At 55.2% G+C, this 15,240-nt stretch carries 15 protein-coding genes; 5 read left to right on the top strand and 10 right to left on the bottom strand.

Going from position 1 to position 15,240, the window contains the following annotated elements:
- Positions 1 to 94: 94 nt before the first annotated feature.
- The 6 genes from Q1A69_RS02425 to proC all read right to left on the bottom strand — a co-directional run bounded on the left by Q1A69_RS02425 (position 95) and on the right by proC (position 6,183).
- Entirely contained in the window at positions 95 to 538 is a 444-nt protein-coding gene (locus Q1A69_RS02425) for a DUF4426 domain-containing protein (RefSeq protein ID WP_299580574.1), read from the bottom strand.
- Positions 539 to 674: 136 nt separating this feature from the next.
- Positions 675 to 1,265 (bottom strand): methionine biosynthesis protein MetW, encoded by a 591-nt coding sequence (gene metW / locus Q1A69_RS02420; RefSeq protein WP_299580571.1) that lies wholly within the window; start codon positions 1,263 to 1,265, stop codon positions 675 to 677.
- Positions 1,262 to 2,461: a homoserine O-acetyltransferase gene (locus tag Q1A69_RS02415; RefSeq protein ID WP_299580813.1), complete on the bottom strand. Its 1,200-nt coding sequence runs from the start codon at positions 2,459 to 2,461 to the stop codon at positions 1,262 to 1,264. The genes metW and Q1A69_RS02415 overlap by 4 nt, the downstream gene beginning before the upstream one ends.
- Before the next feature lie 103 nt (positions 2,462 to 2,564).
- The gene (locus Q1A69_RS02410; RefSeq protein ID WP_299580568.1) at positions 2,565 to 4,532 is read right to left on the bottom strand and encodes a dynamin family protein; all 1,968 of its coding nucleotides are present in this window, start codon (positions 4,530 to 4,532) and stop codon (positions 2,565 to 2,567) included.
- 145 nt (positions 4,533 to 4,677) lie between these two features.
- Positions 4,678 to 5,286 carry a YggT family protein gene (locus tag Q1A69_RS02405; RefSeq protein WP_299580565.1) on the bottom strand — a complete coding sequence of 203 codons (609 nt, stop codon included), beginning with the start codon at positions 5,284 to 5,286 and terminating at the stop codon, positions 4,678 to 4,680.
- Positions 5,287 to 5,349: 63 nt separating this feature from the next.
- On the bottom strand, positions 5,350 to 6,183 hold the full coding sequence (proC, locus tag Q1A69_RS02400; protein ID WP_299580562.1) for a pyrroline-5-carboxylate reductase: 834 nt from the start codon (positions 6,181 to 6,183) through the stop codon (positions 5,350 to 5,352).
- Positions 6,184 to 6,315: 132 nt separating this feature from the next.
- On the opposite strand from proC, the gene Q1A69_RS02395 reads away from it, so the two are divergent.
- Positions 6,316 to 8,340, top strand: coding sequence for an alpha/beta fold hydrolase (locus Q1A69_RS02395; protein ID WP_299580559.1), 2,025 nt, complete (start codon positions 6,316 to 6,318; stop codon positions 8,338 to 8,340).
- A gap of 78 nt (positions 8,341 to 8,418) precedes the next feature.
- On the opposite strand, the gene Q1A69_RS02390 is transcribed toward Q1A69_RS02395, so the two are convergent.
- Both Q1A69_RS02390 and Q1A69_RS02385 read right to left on the bottom strand, forming a co-directional pair.
- Complete coding sequence (locus Q1A69_RS02390) at positions 8,419 to 8,706, bottom strand: hypothetical protein (RefSeq protein ID WP_299580556.1); 288 nt, start codon at positions 8,704 to 8,706, stop codon at positions 8,419 to 8,421.
- Between the two features lie 41 nt (positions 8,707 to 8,747).
- Positions 8,748 to 9,452: a YggS family pyridoxal phosphate-dependent enzyme gene (locus Q1A69_RS02385; RefSeq protein WP_299580553.1), complete on the bottom strand. Its 705-nt coding sequence runs from the start codon at positions 9,450 to 9,452 to the stop codon at positions 8,748 to 8,750.
- A 69-nt stretch (positions 9,453 to 9,521) separates the two neighbouring features.
- Here Q1A69_RS02385 and Q1A69_RS02380 point away from each other — a divergent pair, with 69 nt between their 5' ends.
- The 4 genes from Q1A69_RS02380 to Q1A69_RS02365 all read left to right on the top strand — a co-directional run bounded on the left by Q1A69_RS02380 (position 9,522) and on the right by Q1A69_RS02365 (position 13,297).
- Entirely contained in the window at positions 9,522 to 10,556 is a 1,035-nt protein-coding gene (locus Q1A69_RS02380) for a type IV pilus twitching motility protein PilT (protein ID WP_299580550.1), read from the top strand.
- A 64-nt stretch (positions 10,557 to 10,620) separates the two neighbouring features.
- Positions 10,621 to 11,772 (top strand): PilT/PilU family type 4a pilus ATPase, encoded by a 1,152-nt coding sequence (locus Q1A69_RS02375; protein WP_299580547.1) that lies wholly within the window; start codon positions 10,621 to 10,623, stop codon positions 11,770 to 11,772.
- Positions 11,773 to 11,930: 158 nt separating this feature from the next.
- Positions 11,931 to 12,686 (top strand): SDR family oxidoreductase, encoded by a 756-nt coding sequence (locus Q1A69_RS02370; protein WP_299580544.1) that lies wholly within the window; start codon positions 11,931 to 11,933, stop codon positions 12,684 to 12,686.
- Between the two features lie 11 nt (positions 12,687 to 12,697).
- Entirely contained in the window at positions 12,698 to 13,297 is a 600-nt protein-coding gene (locus Q1A69_RS02365; RefSeq protein WP_299580541.1) for a LysE family translocator, read from the top strand.
- A gap of 12 nt (positions 13,298 to 13,309) precedes the next feature.
- On the opposite strand, the gene Q1A69_RS02360 is transcribed toward Q1A69_RS02365, so the two are convergent.
- Entirely contained in the window at positions 13,310 to 14,050 is a 741-nt protein-coding gene (locus Q1A69_RS02360; protein ID WP_299580538.1) for a LytTR family DNA-binding domain-containing protein, read from the bottom strand.
- Positions 14,047 to 15,204 (bottom strand): histidine kinase, encoded by a 1,158-nt coding sequence (locus Q1A69_RS02355; RefSeq protein WP_299580535.1) that lies wholly within the window; start codon positions 15,202 to 15,204, stop codon positions 14,047 to 14,049. The genes Q1A69_RS02360 and Q1A69_RS02355 overlap by 4 nt, the downstream gene beginning before the upstream one ends.
- Between the last annotated feature and the right edge of the window lie 36 nt (positions 15,205 to 15,240).

The raw sequence follows: 15,240 nt of genomic DNA, 5'->3' as shown, positions 1-15,240 counted from the left end.
ATTCAGTTTAAAAGGGACTGCTCTCTGCTACAAAACGGCCGAAAGCCATATTAACTAGAGGGAAATCACTCACCCAGACAGTCAACCAAAACCCCTAGAGCTTGCGGCGGAAAGTAACCGTCTCTTTCTTGCCATTGGGCAGAGTCACATCCACATTGAAAGTGAGAGTCTCTTCATTCTCAAAGCGCAGTGGTGCCAGGTAGTAAACCGCGTCACCCTCGCGGATTTCGGTAAATTTTAGCGGTCGCGACTGTTGAATCAGATTGGTCGCATTACCCGACATCTCGGCGCTGAGCCCTTTGGCGCCGCCAACTTTTTTTACAACAGCAACATTGACGTAAGCCCGGTCTTTGGCGCGCACCAATTGGTATTTTTGCGCGATATCCGGCTGGATAAAATCACTGTTGAATACAGAATAAACAACCCGATAATCACCGAAATCCTCATAATTCTTAATAATGCGGGCCTGTTGCGCAACTGCGCCGGCGGCGAGGAAGAGCAGGGCCAAAGTGGCAGCTGCAGCAAAAATACGTCTCACGGGTCACCTCCAATTGTTATGAGCGCGATTCACCCGGAGAATCGCGTCTTTCCCAGTGGCTGACCTCAAAGTGGCAACCACGCAAACCTGCGATTTACCCCAAAGTGCTGAAACAAAACTTGGCGCAGATATTAGTTTAGCGAGTTAGATGGTAGATCGCGGTCTCACCAAATAAATTTGGCAAAAAGTCTTTGAGGGTTACCCCCAATTTCGACTCGGATACTACCTCCCGGTGCAAAATAGTCCAATCGTTCTGCCGGCACAGTACTTCGAAGTCACGGAAAGTACAAAAGTGAATATTGGGTGTGTCATACCATTCAAAAGGTAATAAATCGGAAACCGGCATTTGCCCGGAAAATGTCAAGTGCCAGCGGGCCTTCCACTGCCCAAAGTTGGGGAATGTAATGATGCAATCGCGTCCCACCCTGAGCATTTCCCGTACCACAAGGTGCGGGTGCCTCAATGTTTGCAGCGCCTGGGTCATCACCACCGTATCAAAGCTCGCATCGGCAAAATTGGTGAGTCCCGTATCCAGATTTTGCTCCACCACATTGACGCCACGCTGTACACAGCGGGTAATCTGCTCTGGATCTATTTCCAGGCCGTAACCGGTAACCCCTTTTTTCTTACCCAGCTGCTCCAACAGTTCGCCATCGCCACAACCCAGGTCCAACACACGGCTGCCTGGGGCGATCCACGCCTGGATTGCATTGAGGTCTATCCTCATCGGTGCAGCCCCGCTGCCTGTTCGGCCGCTACTCTCTGCATGTAAGCGCGGAAAACACCTTCGTAGCGCCTGTTCGGCAGCAGGAAGGCGTCGTGCCCCATAGCGGACTCAATTTCGGCATAACTGACCGATTGGTTGGCGTGAATCAGCGCATCGGCGATTTCCCGCGAGCGTCCGGGGGCAAAGCGCCAATCGGAAGTAAAGGAAATCAATAGAAAGCGACAGCGCGCATGAGTGAAAGCCGCCACCGGATCGTCCTCGTATTCCCGCGCAAGATCAAAGTAATCCAGTGCGCGAGTCATAAGGATGTAGGTATTTGGGTCGAAACTACTGGAAAAACGATCGCCCTGATAGCGCAAGTAGCTCTGGATTTGAAACTCTACCTCTTCGCCAGTACCTTGCTGGAAACTGCCGGAGCGCAACTCCCGGCCAAACTTGTGCGCCAAACCATCATCGGAAAGATAGGTGATATGGCCGATCATCCGAGCCACCGCTAGGCCGCCGCGTGGTAACTTCCCCTCCTCCAAGTAGCGCCCCCCGCAGAAATCCGGATCTGAAATAATCGCCTGGCGCGCCGTTTCATTAAAAGCGATATTTTGCGCCGAAAGTTTCAGCGCCGAAGCAATAACCACACAGTGACGCAGTCGCTCCGGGTACTCCAGTGACCAACGCATGGCCTGCATGCCTCCCAGACTACCGCCAATCACGGCGGCCCACTGCTCAATACCCAACACATCCGCCAGGCGCGCCTGGCTGTGCACCCAGTCGCGCACCCTTAGAGCGGGAAAGTCCGGTCCCCAAGGTTTGTCGGTAGCTGGATTAATGGCGGCTGGCCCGGTAGAACCATGGCAACCGCCCAGGTTATTCAGGGCCACCACGAAAAATGTATTGGTATCAATGGGTTTGCCGGGGCCAATGTAGTGATCCCACCACCCCGGGTGCTTGTCCTCAGGGCTGTGCCGGCCGGCGGCGTGATGATGGCCGGATAATGCATGGCAAATTAACACCGCATTGCTTTTATCGGCATTCAACTCGCCATAGGTCTCATAGACCAGGGTGTAGTCCTGTAAAACACGACCACAGGCCAACGGCAGTGCTTCGCAAAACTTGTGGCTCTTCGCGGCAACGAGGCCTACTGAGCTCGCCTCGGCGGAGCTCGTTGCCTCATGGGAGGCGCTGGGATTTTCCGTGGACAAAGTAATAATATCTGTCGGGTTATTTAGCGGTTGGCGATTGCCAGAGCAGCAAGTGTACGAGAGTGCTGTAACTTCTGACAATTGCCAACCGCCGCTGGGTACCTCAAGTATTTAGGGCCGGCTTCAACGGGGTGACATTGTGCGCGCGCGGCGCGGGAGCCAGAGGCTGTGGTGCCGAGGCACTGTGGCGCAACAACTCTTCCAGTCCCGACAAAGCCCGATCATTGCGCAGCACTTCATCTTCCAATGTGCGTAAATCCGTATGCTGACTCTGCGTTTTCTGCTTCAGCTCAGTGAGTTTGATCAGGTGGCGGTTTAACAGGTGTTTTTGATACTGAGTATGCTGTTTCAGTGGTTCCAACGCTTGTTCCAACCAGTTTTCTGCAGCGCCGCTCATCTGGGTGTACAGGCGCCCAACCTCACTGGCCAGAGTGGTGACAAAGCGCTCGCTGAGGCGATTGCGCCTCGCCAGCAGAAGTTGTGGAGAGCGCCGCAGCTGAGCCGCCTGGCGATGCAAACCGCGCAAAGTGAGGCGGTATTTGCGAATGGTGAAGTACTGCTCGGCATCCTCCACCTTCTTCAGGCTGGAGCGCTCAAAAATTGCATCCAGCAGTCGATTCGCCTGATCGACTTCGCGCTCCAGGTTGGCGAGCTGGCCGTCGACCCCCTCCATAAAAGCATCGATCGCCTTGGCGAGCCCCATAGGAGTCCAGCGCTTATGTAATGCCTTACTGGTTTCATCGATCAACAATTGCAGCTGCTGCATGGTAATTGGTGCCAACAAGGAGGTGCTCTGCCGCATAAGCATGCGCTGACTGGATTTCAGCGTGAGCAACTCCTGGTGGCACAGCTTGTGCTGCTCGCGCACGGTTTGCTGCAACTGGCCCAGCTCGGTCAGTTGTTCCTCGGTGCTGCCACTGTTGCGCTGTAGGTGCACCAACGCTGCACGCCCGCTATTGAGACGGCGCTTGAGCAAATCGCGGGTGTCCGCCATTAAAGTGAGGGCTTGATGCAGTGAGCGGTGCTCCGCTACTTTCTGGCGATGCTCCAGCAGACGCTGGACCAGCAGCTTTTCAAAATCGGTGAAGCGGCTGTTGCGCAATAGCTCTGCGTCTTGTTGCTGGCGCGCCAACAGGGCCATTTTGGCCGAAACTCCTGCGACGCTTTCCAGCGGTAGAGAAAGCAGCTTGGCAACCTGTGCACGCATACGTCGCAGCAGCTGCTGCGCATCCTCATCGGGATCGTCCCAGAGAACATCCACTTTATTGAGCAGCGCCATAACTGAGGTGCCACGATGATCGCGCAGGGGAGCCAGGTGGGTCTCCCACATATTCATATCGGTGCCGCTGACACCGGCATCTGCGGCCAGCAAAAACGCCACCGCCTGGGCACCGGGTAGGGTACTCAGGGTGAGCTCCGGCTCATTACCGAGAGCGTTCAGTCCCGGTGTATCGATAATACGCAAGCCCTGATCTAAGAGGGGATGTGGCAGACAAATCAGCGCATAACGCCAAGCGGGGATTTCCACCAAGTTACCCTTGTCATCCAGGTGGCGGCGGTCAAAACCGTAGCGCGCCGCCTCCTCGGGTAATACCGATTTAGTCGCGGCGACTTTCAGCAGGGCCTCACGGGTGGCCTCGGGGTCATTTGCATCGAATTCGTGGGTGACCCACTTTTGCGGAATCCTCCGGAAACTCTCCAGGCTGGTATTGGTTGCCAAAGTCTCAATAGGCAACAGACGCAGGCTGGCGCGTTCACCGCCATCACTGAAAATCTCCGTTGGACACATGGTAGTGCGCCCAGGTTTCGAGGGTAACAGTCGCTGGCCATAGGTCTGCGCCAGAAGAGCGTTGATCAGTTCTGTCTTACCGCGGGAAAACTCACCGACAAATACCAGTGTGAACTGATCATCGGTGAGAAGCGCTCGGGCCTGCTGGACAACCTGGCAGGCACCGGCGGAGTTGGGGAAGTGTTGCTGTAACCACTGGCTGAAACGGGCAAACTGCCGGTCCAGGTTCTTCTTCCAACGGTCGTACTCGGCAATGTGCTGGCGTAAAAGTGCGTCTTCCATTTCACAGTGTTCTTGTTATTTATACTCTGCAATTACCGGCCAAGCCCCTTTACATTGGGTTTGGCCGACAGCCGTTAGTATAAAAGTCTAACACCGCGCCAGATGCGATCCAGTACGCGTGGCGGAAAATCTGTAGAGAAAGGATTCAAAAACCGGGAATATGCCAAAAAAGGCTGTAGACGAAGGGCGGCATATTCGCCATACCGGCAAACCCGAGCACTAATTTATCGGCCACGGTAAGCAAGATAAATACAAAGATCGGACTGATATCGATCACCCCCAGTGGCGGAATCAAACGGCGAATCGGCGCGCAAAAAGGTTCCAGTAACTGGCGCAGCAACATCAGTGCCGGGTGGCTGCTCTGTGGGGCGATCCAGCTAAACACAATAGAGATCAGCATGCCCACAAACACTACCGCGATCACCGTGGCGACGCAGCCAATCAGGGACCAGAGCAGCGCACTCAGCGGGTTAAACAGGCCAAAACCGGCAAGTAGTCCACAAGCCAGGATCATCACCAATCCAACGAGCAGGGCCAATACCACAGAGGCCATATCCAGGCCGAAAAGCCCTGGCACCGCTTTGCGCAGTGGCAGCAGCAACGGGTTAGTAACTTTTACGATGCCCTGGGAAATCGGATTGTAAAAATCGGCCCGGGCCAACTGCAGTAAAAAGCGCATCAAGACCGCAAACAGAAACAGGATGCCCAGGGTAGCCACCAGGAAAACGCCGATATTGCTAAAGGTACTTGTCATTGAAAAACCCTAAAGAGTGATTAGCTCGCGGCGCAGCCTGCACCATCGTTTTTGTCGAGTTGTTTAACGGTCCAGTTCGCGGGCCATCTCCGCAGCGCGCTCGGCGCAGTCGCGCATGGCATCGGCGACCAGTTGCGGCAGTCCGCCCTGCTCAAAGCGCTTTACTGCGCGTTCGGTAGTCCCTCCTGGGGACATTACATTGCGCTTCAACTGAGCCACGTCCACATCGCTGGCCATGGCCAGTTTGGCGGCGCCCAGGGCAGTTTGCAATACGAGGCGCTCGGCATCGGCGCGGGCAAAGCCACTGGCTGTGGATGCGTCGATCATCGCCTCCATAAACTGGAAGAAATACGCCGGCGCCGACCCGGCCACGGCGATCACTTGATCTATGCCCTCCTCCTGCTCCACCCACAGGGAGATACCCACTGCGTTCACTATGCGTTCGGTGATCGTGCGGTGTTCTGCCGTTACTGCCTCGTCCGCATAGAGCCCGGTTACCCCGGCGCGCACCAGGGCTGGTGTGTTGGGCATGGCGCGAACGATGGGCAGGTACTCGCCCAACCAGCGCTGGTAGGCAGCCAGGGGAATACCCGCAGCCAGGGTAATAATCAGCGGCGCGCGCTCTGCCAGATGTGGACGCAAATCCATACACAAAGCACGCATCATCTGCGGTTTAACAGACAACACAATCACATCGGCTTCATTAATAGCAGCGATATTATCGTCATGCGCTACCACACCGTGGCGCTTGGCAAAGGCCTCGAGCTTGAGCGGATCGCGCCCAGTCGCCACTATCTGACTGGTAGGGTAACCCGACGCCAGTAGCCCCCCGATAACTGCGCCGGCCATATTGCCGGCCCCACCAATAAATACGATATTCGGATCTGTTGTATTCACACGTATTACCTCGGCCCACCTGATGTGGATCTGACTTGCTACTCTGCCCTCTCGGGAATACCGGTAATATGTGGTCGGCATATTCCAATAACAAGAGAGGCGCGCCCCTGCGCCGTAGCCAAGGAGAATAATATGAAGAAGTGGCATCACTTACTAAGCGTAATATTCATAGGGACTGCGGCTGTTGCCAGCGCGGTAGAGACCCGTACCGAAAATAACGGCCAGCTGCTGTTGGAGGACATTCCTCCTATTCCGCAAAACTTGGTCGAAGAACTCAACCGCTACCAAAATGTGCGCTCGGCCAGCTTTCGCGGCTGGGATATGGATGGCACGGGCATGTACATCAGCACCCGTTTCGGCGAAGTCGAGCAACTGCACAAAGTAGAGCACGCCGGTGGCGTTCGCCGTCAGCTCACTTTTTTTGAAGAGCCCATCAATGAGGTCGCCACCCGCCCACAACACCGGCAGCTGGCCTACACCATGGACGCCGGCGGCAACGAATACGCACAGGTTTTCTTGTTCGACCGTGTCAGCGGCAAAAGTGAGAGGCTCAGCGACGGCAAGTCCCGCAACAGCGTTCTCACCTGGAACAAGCAAGGCTCCGCACTGGCCTACCAGAGCACCCGCCGCGACGGCAGAGCCAACGACATCTGGCTGACCACCTTTGTCGGCAATAAAAAAACGGACCGACTGATCCTGAAGTCGGAAGATGGCAGCTGGTGGGGGCCGATTAGCTTCTCCCAGTCCGGCAGCCAGTTGCTGGTCCTGCAATACGTTTCCTCTACCCGATCCAAGGTACACCTACTGGATCTGGATAGCGGTGAGGTAACTTTACTCGCAGGAGACGGTGAAGAAGATTCGCGCAACTTCCCTGCCGGCTTCAGTTACGACGACCGCTCTGTATTTTTGGTGAGCGACAAGGGGAATGAGTTCACTCGCCTGATTCGCAAAGACCTTGCCAGCGGTGATGAAAAGGTGATCACTACCGATATTCCCTGGGATATCAGCAACTTTACTCTCAGTGACGACGGCCGACGAGGCGCCTTCGTGGCTAACGAAAATGGGGTATCGGCCCTTTATCTCTACGACCCACGCAGCGACCGCTACCGCAGGGAGGATTCACTGCCTATTGGGGTTATTGGTAGTAACGGCGGCATCGGTGGAATGCAGTTCAACCCCCGCGGTGACAAGCTGGCAATGTCGCTGAACACCCCAAGAACTCCAACCGACACCTTTGTGTTGGCATTAGGTCGGCGCCCACTATCAAGTAACAACCTCAACCGCTGGACCTTCAGCGAAGTGGGAGGCCTGAATACCGAGCAGTTTATCGAGCCGGAACTAGTGCACTACCCCACTTTCGACAAGGTGGAGGACGAGCCGCGCAAAATCCCCGCCTTTGTCTACAAACCTCGTAATACCAAGGGGCCCGCTCCAGTAATCATTTCCATCCACGGTGGCCCCGAAGGTCAATATCGCCCGACGTTTTCCAGCCAATACCAGCTGTGGCTGCAGAAGCTGGGGGCAGCGGTGATCGCCCCAAATGTGCGCGGCTCGGCCGGTTATGGCAAAAGCTATCTGGCCATGGATAACGGTTATAAACGCGAGGACTCGGTGAAGGATATCGGGGCCTTACTGGACTGGATTGCCACCCAGCCAGACTTGGACGCTGAACGTGTCGCGGTGTTCGGAGGCAGCTATGGCGGCTATATGGTGCTGGCCAGCAGCGTTCACTATTCCGACCGCCTTAAGGCGGCCGTGGATATTGTGGGCATCTCCAATTTTGTGACTTTTCTCACCAACACCAAGAGCTATCGCCGCGACCTGCGCCGGGTGGAATACGGCGATGAGCGCGACCCAGAAATGCGCGCCTTTCTAGAGAACATCAGCCCCAGTAACAATGTCGAGGACATCCAGGTACCCATGTTTGTGGTTCAGGGGCAAAACGATCCCCGTGTCCCTGTCACTGAAGCCGAACAGATCGTCGCGGCTTTGCGTGAGAACGGCAACCGGGTTTGGTATATGAATGCATTGAACGAGGGACACGGTTATCGCAAGAAAGAAAACAGCGATGTCTTCACCCAAGCGACCGCACTCTTTTTCGCCGAACACCTGCTCGGCGAAACACAGAAAGAAAAACTGACCTCAATTGCGCAGTAGCAAGAAATGCTACTTAACTTCAAACAAATATAAACGGTCCTCACGGGCCGTTTATATTTTCTCGCGGCGACTGTAAAACTAAAGCGGCTTGAGTCTCAGTGTCTCTGCAATCGCAATCAGGTTGAAAGCTATGGCCAGTACCCAAAGCCAGTAGCGGCTCTCCGGCCACAACGCCTGGGAAACCGTGCGGCTTAAAAAATTGGTAATCAGAGATGCCTTGGGAAGCACGAAAGAAAGCGCACAGAGAAAAGCCAACCACTCCAGCGCTATCCAGGTAACCATCAAGCTGTGCGCTATAGAAAGAGATATCACCGCGCATAGCGTCAATCCCAGTAATATCACCTCGAGAATCCCCGACCGTTTCATTTATCCCTTCCCCATCAACATCGGGTCAACGATCTACCGTTTCACTCAGGGTAATTGCGCACGCCAAAAATATCTGTGCCAATGCGCACAATGGTGGCACCGCAGGTAATAGCCGCCTCCATATCCGCAGACATCCCCATAGAGAGAGTATCCAACTGCTCCTCAGGAAATGCCTCGCGCAGGGACTGCAGCAGTCGCGCCAGTTCGATAAAAGGTTTACGCTGCGCCTGCCTATTCGGCCGCGCCGCAGGAATCGCCATCAGACCCCGCAGGCGCAACCCCGGCAATTGTACAACTTCACGCGCCAACCCCTCCAATTCTTGTGGAGCTATGCCAGACTTGCTCTGCTCATTATCGATATTCACCTGCAAACAAATATTGAGGGGAGCCAAGGTATCCGGGCGCTGGGATGATAGGCGCTGGGCAATTTTTAGGCGGTCCACCGTATGTATCCACTGAAATCGCTCTGCCACCGCGCGGCTTTTATTCGACTGTAGCGGCCCGATAAAATGCCAGCGAATATCCAGATCGCTCAGCACGTCCTGTTTTTCCAGGGCCTCCTGCAGATAGTTTTCACCGAAGTGACGCTGGCCGGCCGTATAAGCGCTGCGTAAATCCTCAGCGGGACGAGTTTTGGAAACCGCCAGCAGGGTGATTTCTGCGGGATCGCGATCGCAGTTGTTGCAGCAGGTCACAATCCGCTCACCTACTGCATTCAGGTTTTCGACGATTGTCTCTTTGCGCATATACTGAGGCCCTTACCGAAATGAGCGGCGATTTTACCTGAGCCCAAACAAGAACCATAAGGTAGCAGTATGGATATCACTGAACTCCTCGCCTTCAGCGCCAAACAAAACGCCTCGGATTTGCACCTTTCCGCCGGCCTCCCCCCCATGATCCGGGTAGATGGCGACGTGCGCCGCATCAACCTGCCCTCCATGGAACACAAGCAGGTGCACGGCCTGATCTACGAGATCATGAACGACAAACAGCGCAAGGATTACGAAGAGTTTCTCGAAACCGACTTCTCTTTCGAAGTACCCGGTGTGGCGCGTTTTCGTGTCAATGCCTTCAACCACAACCGCGGCGCCGGTGCGGTGTTCCGGACCATTCCCTCCAAGGTGCTCACCATGGAAGACCTGGGTATGGGTCAGGTCTTTAAGCAGATTTCCGATACCCCGCGCGGCCTGGTACTGGTAACCGGGCCCACCGGCTCCGGTAAGTCCACCACCCTCGCCGCGATGATGGACTACATCAACGACAACAAGTACGAGCATATCCTCACCATTGAGGACCCCATCGAATTCGTACACGAATCAAAAAAATGCCTGGTGAACCAGCGTGAGGTGCATCGGGATACCCATGGCTTTGCCGAGGCATTGCGCTCGGCTCTGCGTGAAGACCCGGATATTATCCTGGTGGGTGAGATGCGCGATCTGGAGACCATTCGCCTGGCACTGACCGCTGCGGAAACCGGTCACTTGGTATTCGGCACCCTACACACCACCTCCGCCGCCAAGACCATCGACCGGGTGGTAGACGTATTCCCGGCACAAGAGAAAGCGATGGTGCGCTCCATGCTATCGGAATCCCTGCAGGCGGTGGTCTCCCAGACCCTGATGAAGAAAAATGGCGGCGGCCGGATCGCCGCACACGAGATTATGCGCGGTACCCCGGCGATCCGTAACCTGATTCGCGAAGACAAGATCGCGCAGATGTACTCGGCCATCCAGACCGGCGCCAGCGTCGGCATGCAGACCATGGACCAGTGCCTGGAAGACCTGGTCGCCCGACGTATCATCAGCCGCGAAGTCGCGCGGGAAAAAGCCAAGATGCCGGATAATTTTTAAGCGTCACAGCTCGCGGGCTCACAAGCGGGCCCACCCCTGTCAAAAATAATACGCGGTAAACACCATGGAAATTGAAAGACTTCTACAGCTGGTTGTAGAGAAAGGCGCTTCGGATCTGTTTATCACCGCCGGCGTACCGCCTTCGATCAAATTGCACGGCCGCGTTGTGCCTTGCAGCAGTACGGCCCTCAGCCCGGACAAGGCGCGCGAGCTGGTGGTGGGCACCATGAACGAGAAACAGCGCCGCGAGTTCGCTGAAAAAAAAGAACTGAACTTCGCCATAGCTGTGCGCAATGTCGGGCGCTTTCGGGTATCCGCTTTTTTCCAGCGCAACCTGGTGGGCATGGTATTGCGCCGTATCGAAACTAAAATTCCCACCATCGACGGCCTCGGCCTACCGGATGTGCTCAAAGACCTGGCTATGACCAAGCGCGGGCTGATTATTTTTGTAGGTGCTACCGGTACCGGTAAGTCCACCTCGCTGGCATCTATGATTGGGCACCGCAACGAAAATACCAAGGGCCACATCATTACTATCGAGGACCCGATCGAATTTATCCACCAGCACCGCGGCTGTATTGTGACTCAGCGCGAGGTTGGCCTGGATACCGACTCCTTCGAGATCGCCCTGAAAAATACCCTGCGCCAGGCACCGGACGTGATTCTGATCGGTGAGGTGCGCTCCCGTGAAACGATGGAACACGCCATCGCCTTTGCCGAAACCGGCCATTTGTGTCTGTGCACTCTGCACGCCAACAACGCCAACCAGGCTATCGACCGTATCATTCACTTCTTCCCAGCCGACCGCCATCAACAGCTGTTTATGGACCTGTCGCTGAACCTCAAGGCCATGGTCGCCCAGCAGCTGGTACCCACACCGGATGGCGATGGCCGTCGCGCCTGTCTGGAAGTAATGATCAACACCCCACTGATGTCGGATCTGGTGCGCAAAGGGCAGGTTCACCAGATGAAGGAGCTGATGAAACGCTCCGGCGAACAGGGCATGCAGACCTTCGATCAAGCCCTGTACGAACTCTACGATCGCGGCGAAATCACTTACGAGGACGCCCTCGCCCACGCCGACTCCGCCAACGACCTGCGCCTGATGATCAAGCTCAAATCTGAGTCCGATGCGGAATACCTAAATAGCGCTGCCGGCGAGTTGAGCTTGCAGAACGATTCGGAGTACGGGGATGGTGGGCCGCAGCTGTATTAAAGCCCATTAAGTCCAGTCTCATTTAAGGGCACTGGCAGCGCTAGTGCTGCCAGTGCCCTTCCGCATTTTTCGAAAAACACCCCCATTCTTCAATAACATCAGCAAAACCCTATATATCCCCTCTGTTCCCGATAGTTTTCCCCTTCAGGAGTTAAAAAGTGCCCGTTAAAAATAATATTGCTCTAGTCACCGGCGGAAGCCGTGGAATCGGTGTCGCAACGGCGCGATTACTTGCTCAGCAGGGATACCACATCGCTATCAGTTATCGGGAGAGAAAAGACTCGGCCGAAAGTCTGCTGAATGAACTCAAAGCCTTAGGTCATAAGGCGATCGCTGTACGCGCTGATATTTCCTCAGAAACCGATATCACGCATTTATTTAATGAAGTAGATCGGCAACTCGGCCCCCTGCAATATCTGGTGAACAATGCCGCAATCCTTAAACCACAAATGCGCGTTGAGGCAATGGAGGCGGAGCGAATCAACCAGGTTCTTCGCACAAATGTCACCGGTACGATTCTCTGCTGCCACGAAGCTATAAAAAGAATGTCGACCAAACATGGCGGCGGTGGCGGAGTCATTGTCAATATCTCATCTGCCGCCAGCCGCTGGGGGGCACCCAACGAATATATTGACTACGCAGCGAGTAAAGGGGCCGTAGACACCCTGACTATTGGCCTAAGCCAGGAGCTTGCCCACGAGGGAATCCGGGTAAATGGGGTACGTCCAGATTTTATCTATACAGAAATGCATAAGGATGGCGGGGAGCCAGACAGGGTGGAGCGATTAAAATCGGCAATTCCCCTCGGCCGAGGCGATCAGCCAGAAGAGGCCGCTGCAGCAGTAGCCCGGTTACTGAGTCATGAATCGGCATTCACTACCGGCTCATTTATTGATGTTGCAGGTGGGAAATAGGATAGAGATTTATGTTTGAAGCACTGTTTTCCCTGATTGCAGCCACGGGTCTGTTACTCGGCTCTCCCGGTCCTGCGCCACTTGCACTGGCAGCTTCGGGAGCGACCTTTGGAGTGAAAAAGAGCACCGGTTTTCTTGTTGGTATTCTACTCGGGCTGTGCGTAGCGATTGTCGGTGCCACTGCCGGGGTAGCGGCGCTGTATTCTGCCTGGCCCGAGGCCCGTTTGGCAGTGCAGATATGTGGCGCGCTTTATATTGGTTACATCGCCATCAAAATTGCCACAGCCCCGGTATTGGATCGAGGCCAATCGACAGCTGCCCGACCACCATCCCTTCTGGATGGATTTATTTTTAATCTGCTCAACCCAAAAGCCTATGCCGCTTTTTTAGCGATCTTTTCCCAGTTTCTGTTACCTATTGAGGAGAGTGGTTTCAGCTATGTCGCCACAGGGTTGGTCTGCTTAGTAGTCGCTGCCGTGGTGGATTTTACCTGGCTATGTCTGGGTGGCAGTCTACGGCCACTATTCCACAAACCAAAACAGGCGAGAGTGATCAGGGTGAGCTTTGCCCTATTGATGGTAGCTGCAGTACTGTTTGTTTTTCTGCGTTAAAAAACTGAATACTCAGCATATCTCTGTAATTAGTGCTTTTACGGAAGGCAGCATGCGCCGGCTTACCAGCGGCGCTTCTGCCACACCCTCCAACTCTATCCGGTAATGACCACCATCCCTGCGTAGCCCGATAATATGCTCCGCTGCTACCAGAGCGCTACGGTGTACACGTACAAAACGCTCACCGAATTCACTTTCCAGCTCTTTTAGGGATTCGTCCAGGATCGTCTCACCAGCAAGGTGGTGGGCCACCACATATTTACTATCGGCAACCAGGCAGCGGATGGCATCCACTTCCAGTAATTCCACGCCCATGCGGCTCACCGCTTTAATACGACTGCGACCACAGGGCTCCCCGCCACCATTCACCAACTTCTGCTGGGGTTTGTTGAGACGCTGCACTTTGGCCAGGGCCTGGCTCAGCTGTTCGACACTGACTGGCTTTAGCAGGTAGCCAATCGCCGCCGTAGCGAAAGCCGGCAGGGCGAACTCATCGTGGGCGGTGCAGAAAATAATTGCCGGCGGACACTCGCGGGCGGAGAGTCGTTGCGCCAGCTCCAGGCCACTGCCTCCGGGCATTTCTATATCGAGCAACACCAGGTCCGGATCCAATATCTGTACCTGCAGCAGCGCAGAATCGCTATCCGCGGCCTCACCCACCGGAGTGCAATAATCGATCGAGGACAACTGCCGCTGCAGTCGCGCGCGGGCTAGGGGTTCATCGTCGACAATCAGAACTCGTAACTGGGTCACTCCATCACCTCAGTGTGTCTATTGGAATTCACAGCCGTTTGTGTTGGCCGTTGGGTCAGCTCCTGGGGAGATAAGGGTAGCTGCAGGACCACCCGGTAGTGGTCGGCCTCCCGACAGGCGGTAAATTTGAAGCGATCACCGTAATAGGCAGCGAGGCGCTGGCGGATATTCTCTACGGCCATACCATTACTTTCCCTGCCGGGGCGCACATTTTCCTGCGGCAGGGGATTATCGATAATAATTCTCAGAGCACCACCCTCAACAGCGAGGCGCACTGTGATTTCCCCCCCTTCTCGCAGTTGTGCCACGCCGTGCAGCACAGCATTCTCAAGCAGGGGCTGCAGCAACATACTGGGTACATAGATCTCCTCAAGTGAACCCGCCAACTGCCAACGCTGCCTGAGACGCTCCCCCAGGCGCAGCGCCTCGATTTCCAGGTAGCGCTGCGCCAGCTTTACCTCTTGCAGAAGGGGCACCAGCTTTGAATCGGCGAGACTGGCCCTAAACAGCACACATAAATCCTCCACCAGGCGCTCGGCGCGATGCGGGTCCACGGCGATCAGGCTGGCCAGACTGTTCATGCTATTAAATAGAAAATGTGGGCGGATACGCGACTGCAGTGCCTCAATACGCGCTCCCAACTCGGCCTGCTGTTGGTTGTACAGCTGCTGTTGCAGATAGGCGTAGCGCAATACAACCCCGGCGCAGATAGCCCCCAGCAGGCAATCGCTCGCCAGGCCCCACCAATCGAAACCGCTCTGCAATAACAGGGCACGCAGATAGCGCTGGATGCCCATCACTACTCCCAACACCACCAGCACAACAATAAAACTGATGGCACCGGCAAATTTGTGCGGCAGCTGCGCCAAATAGGGACGCAATCGGCACAACACAGCGGCGCAGGGCAAAATCACCCACTGGATCACCAGGGACACCAGCCCCAAACGCTGCCAGCTAAATTCTCGCAATCCATCCAAAGCGAGTACCAATACCAGCGCCAATAGCTCCCCCATTAACACCAACGCCGCCAGGGCCGTAACACTGCACAGGTCGGGAAGGAAGGCCAGCTGCGCTGGAAGCGCAGATTCCTTGCTATTGGAGTCAGATTTTCGAATTTTCTGCGATATAATGCCCGGCGGCCTGGGTAGTGACATGCAGTTGTTATTCTTGATTGTCCCTAAATGTGAAGC

This window comes from uncultured Microbulbifer sp. (assembly GCF_947498635.1).
Lineage (GTDB): Bacteria > Pseudomonadota > Gammaproteobacteria > Pseudomonadales > Cellvibrionaceae > Microbulbifer > Microbulbifer echini.
This window is presented reverse-complemented; position numbering and strand designations above follow the sequence as displayed.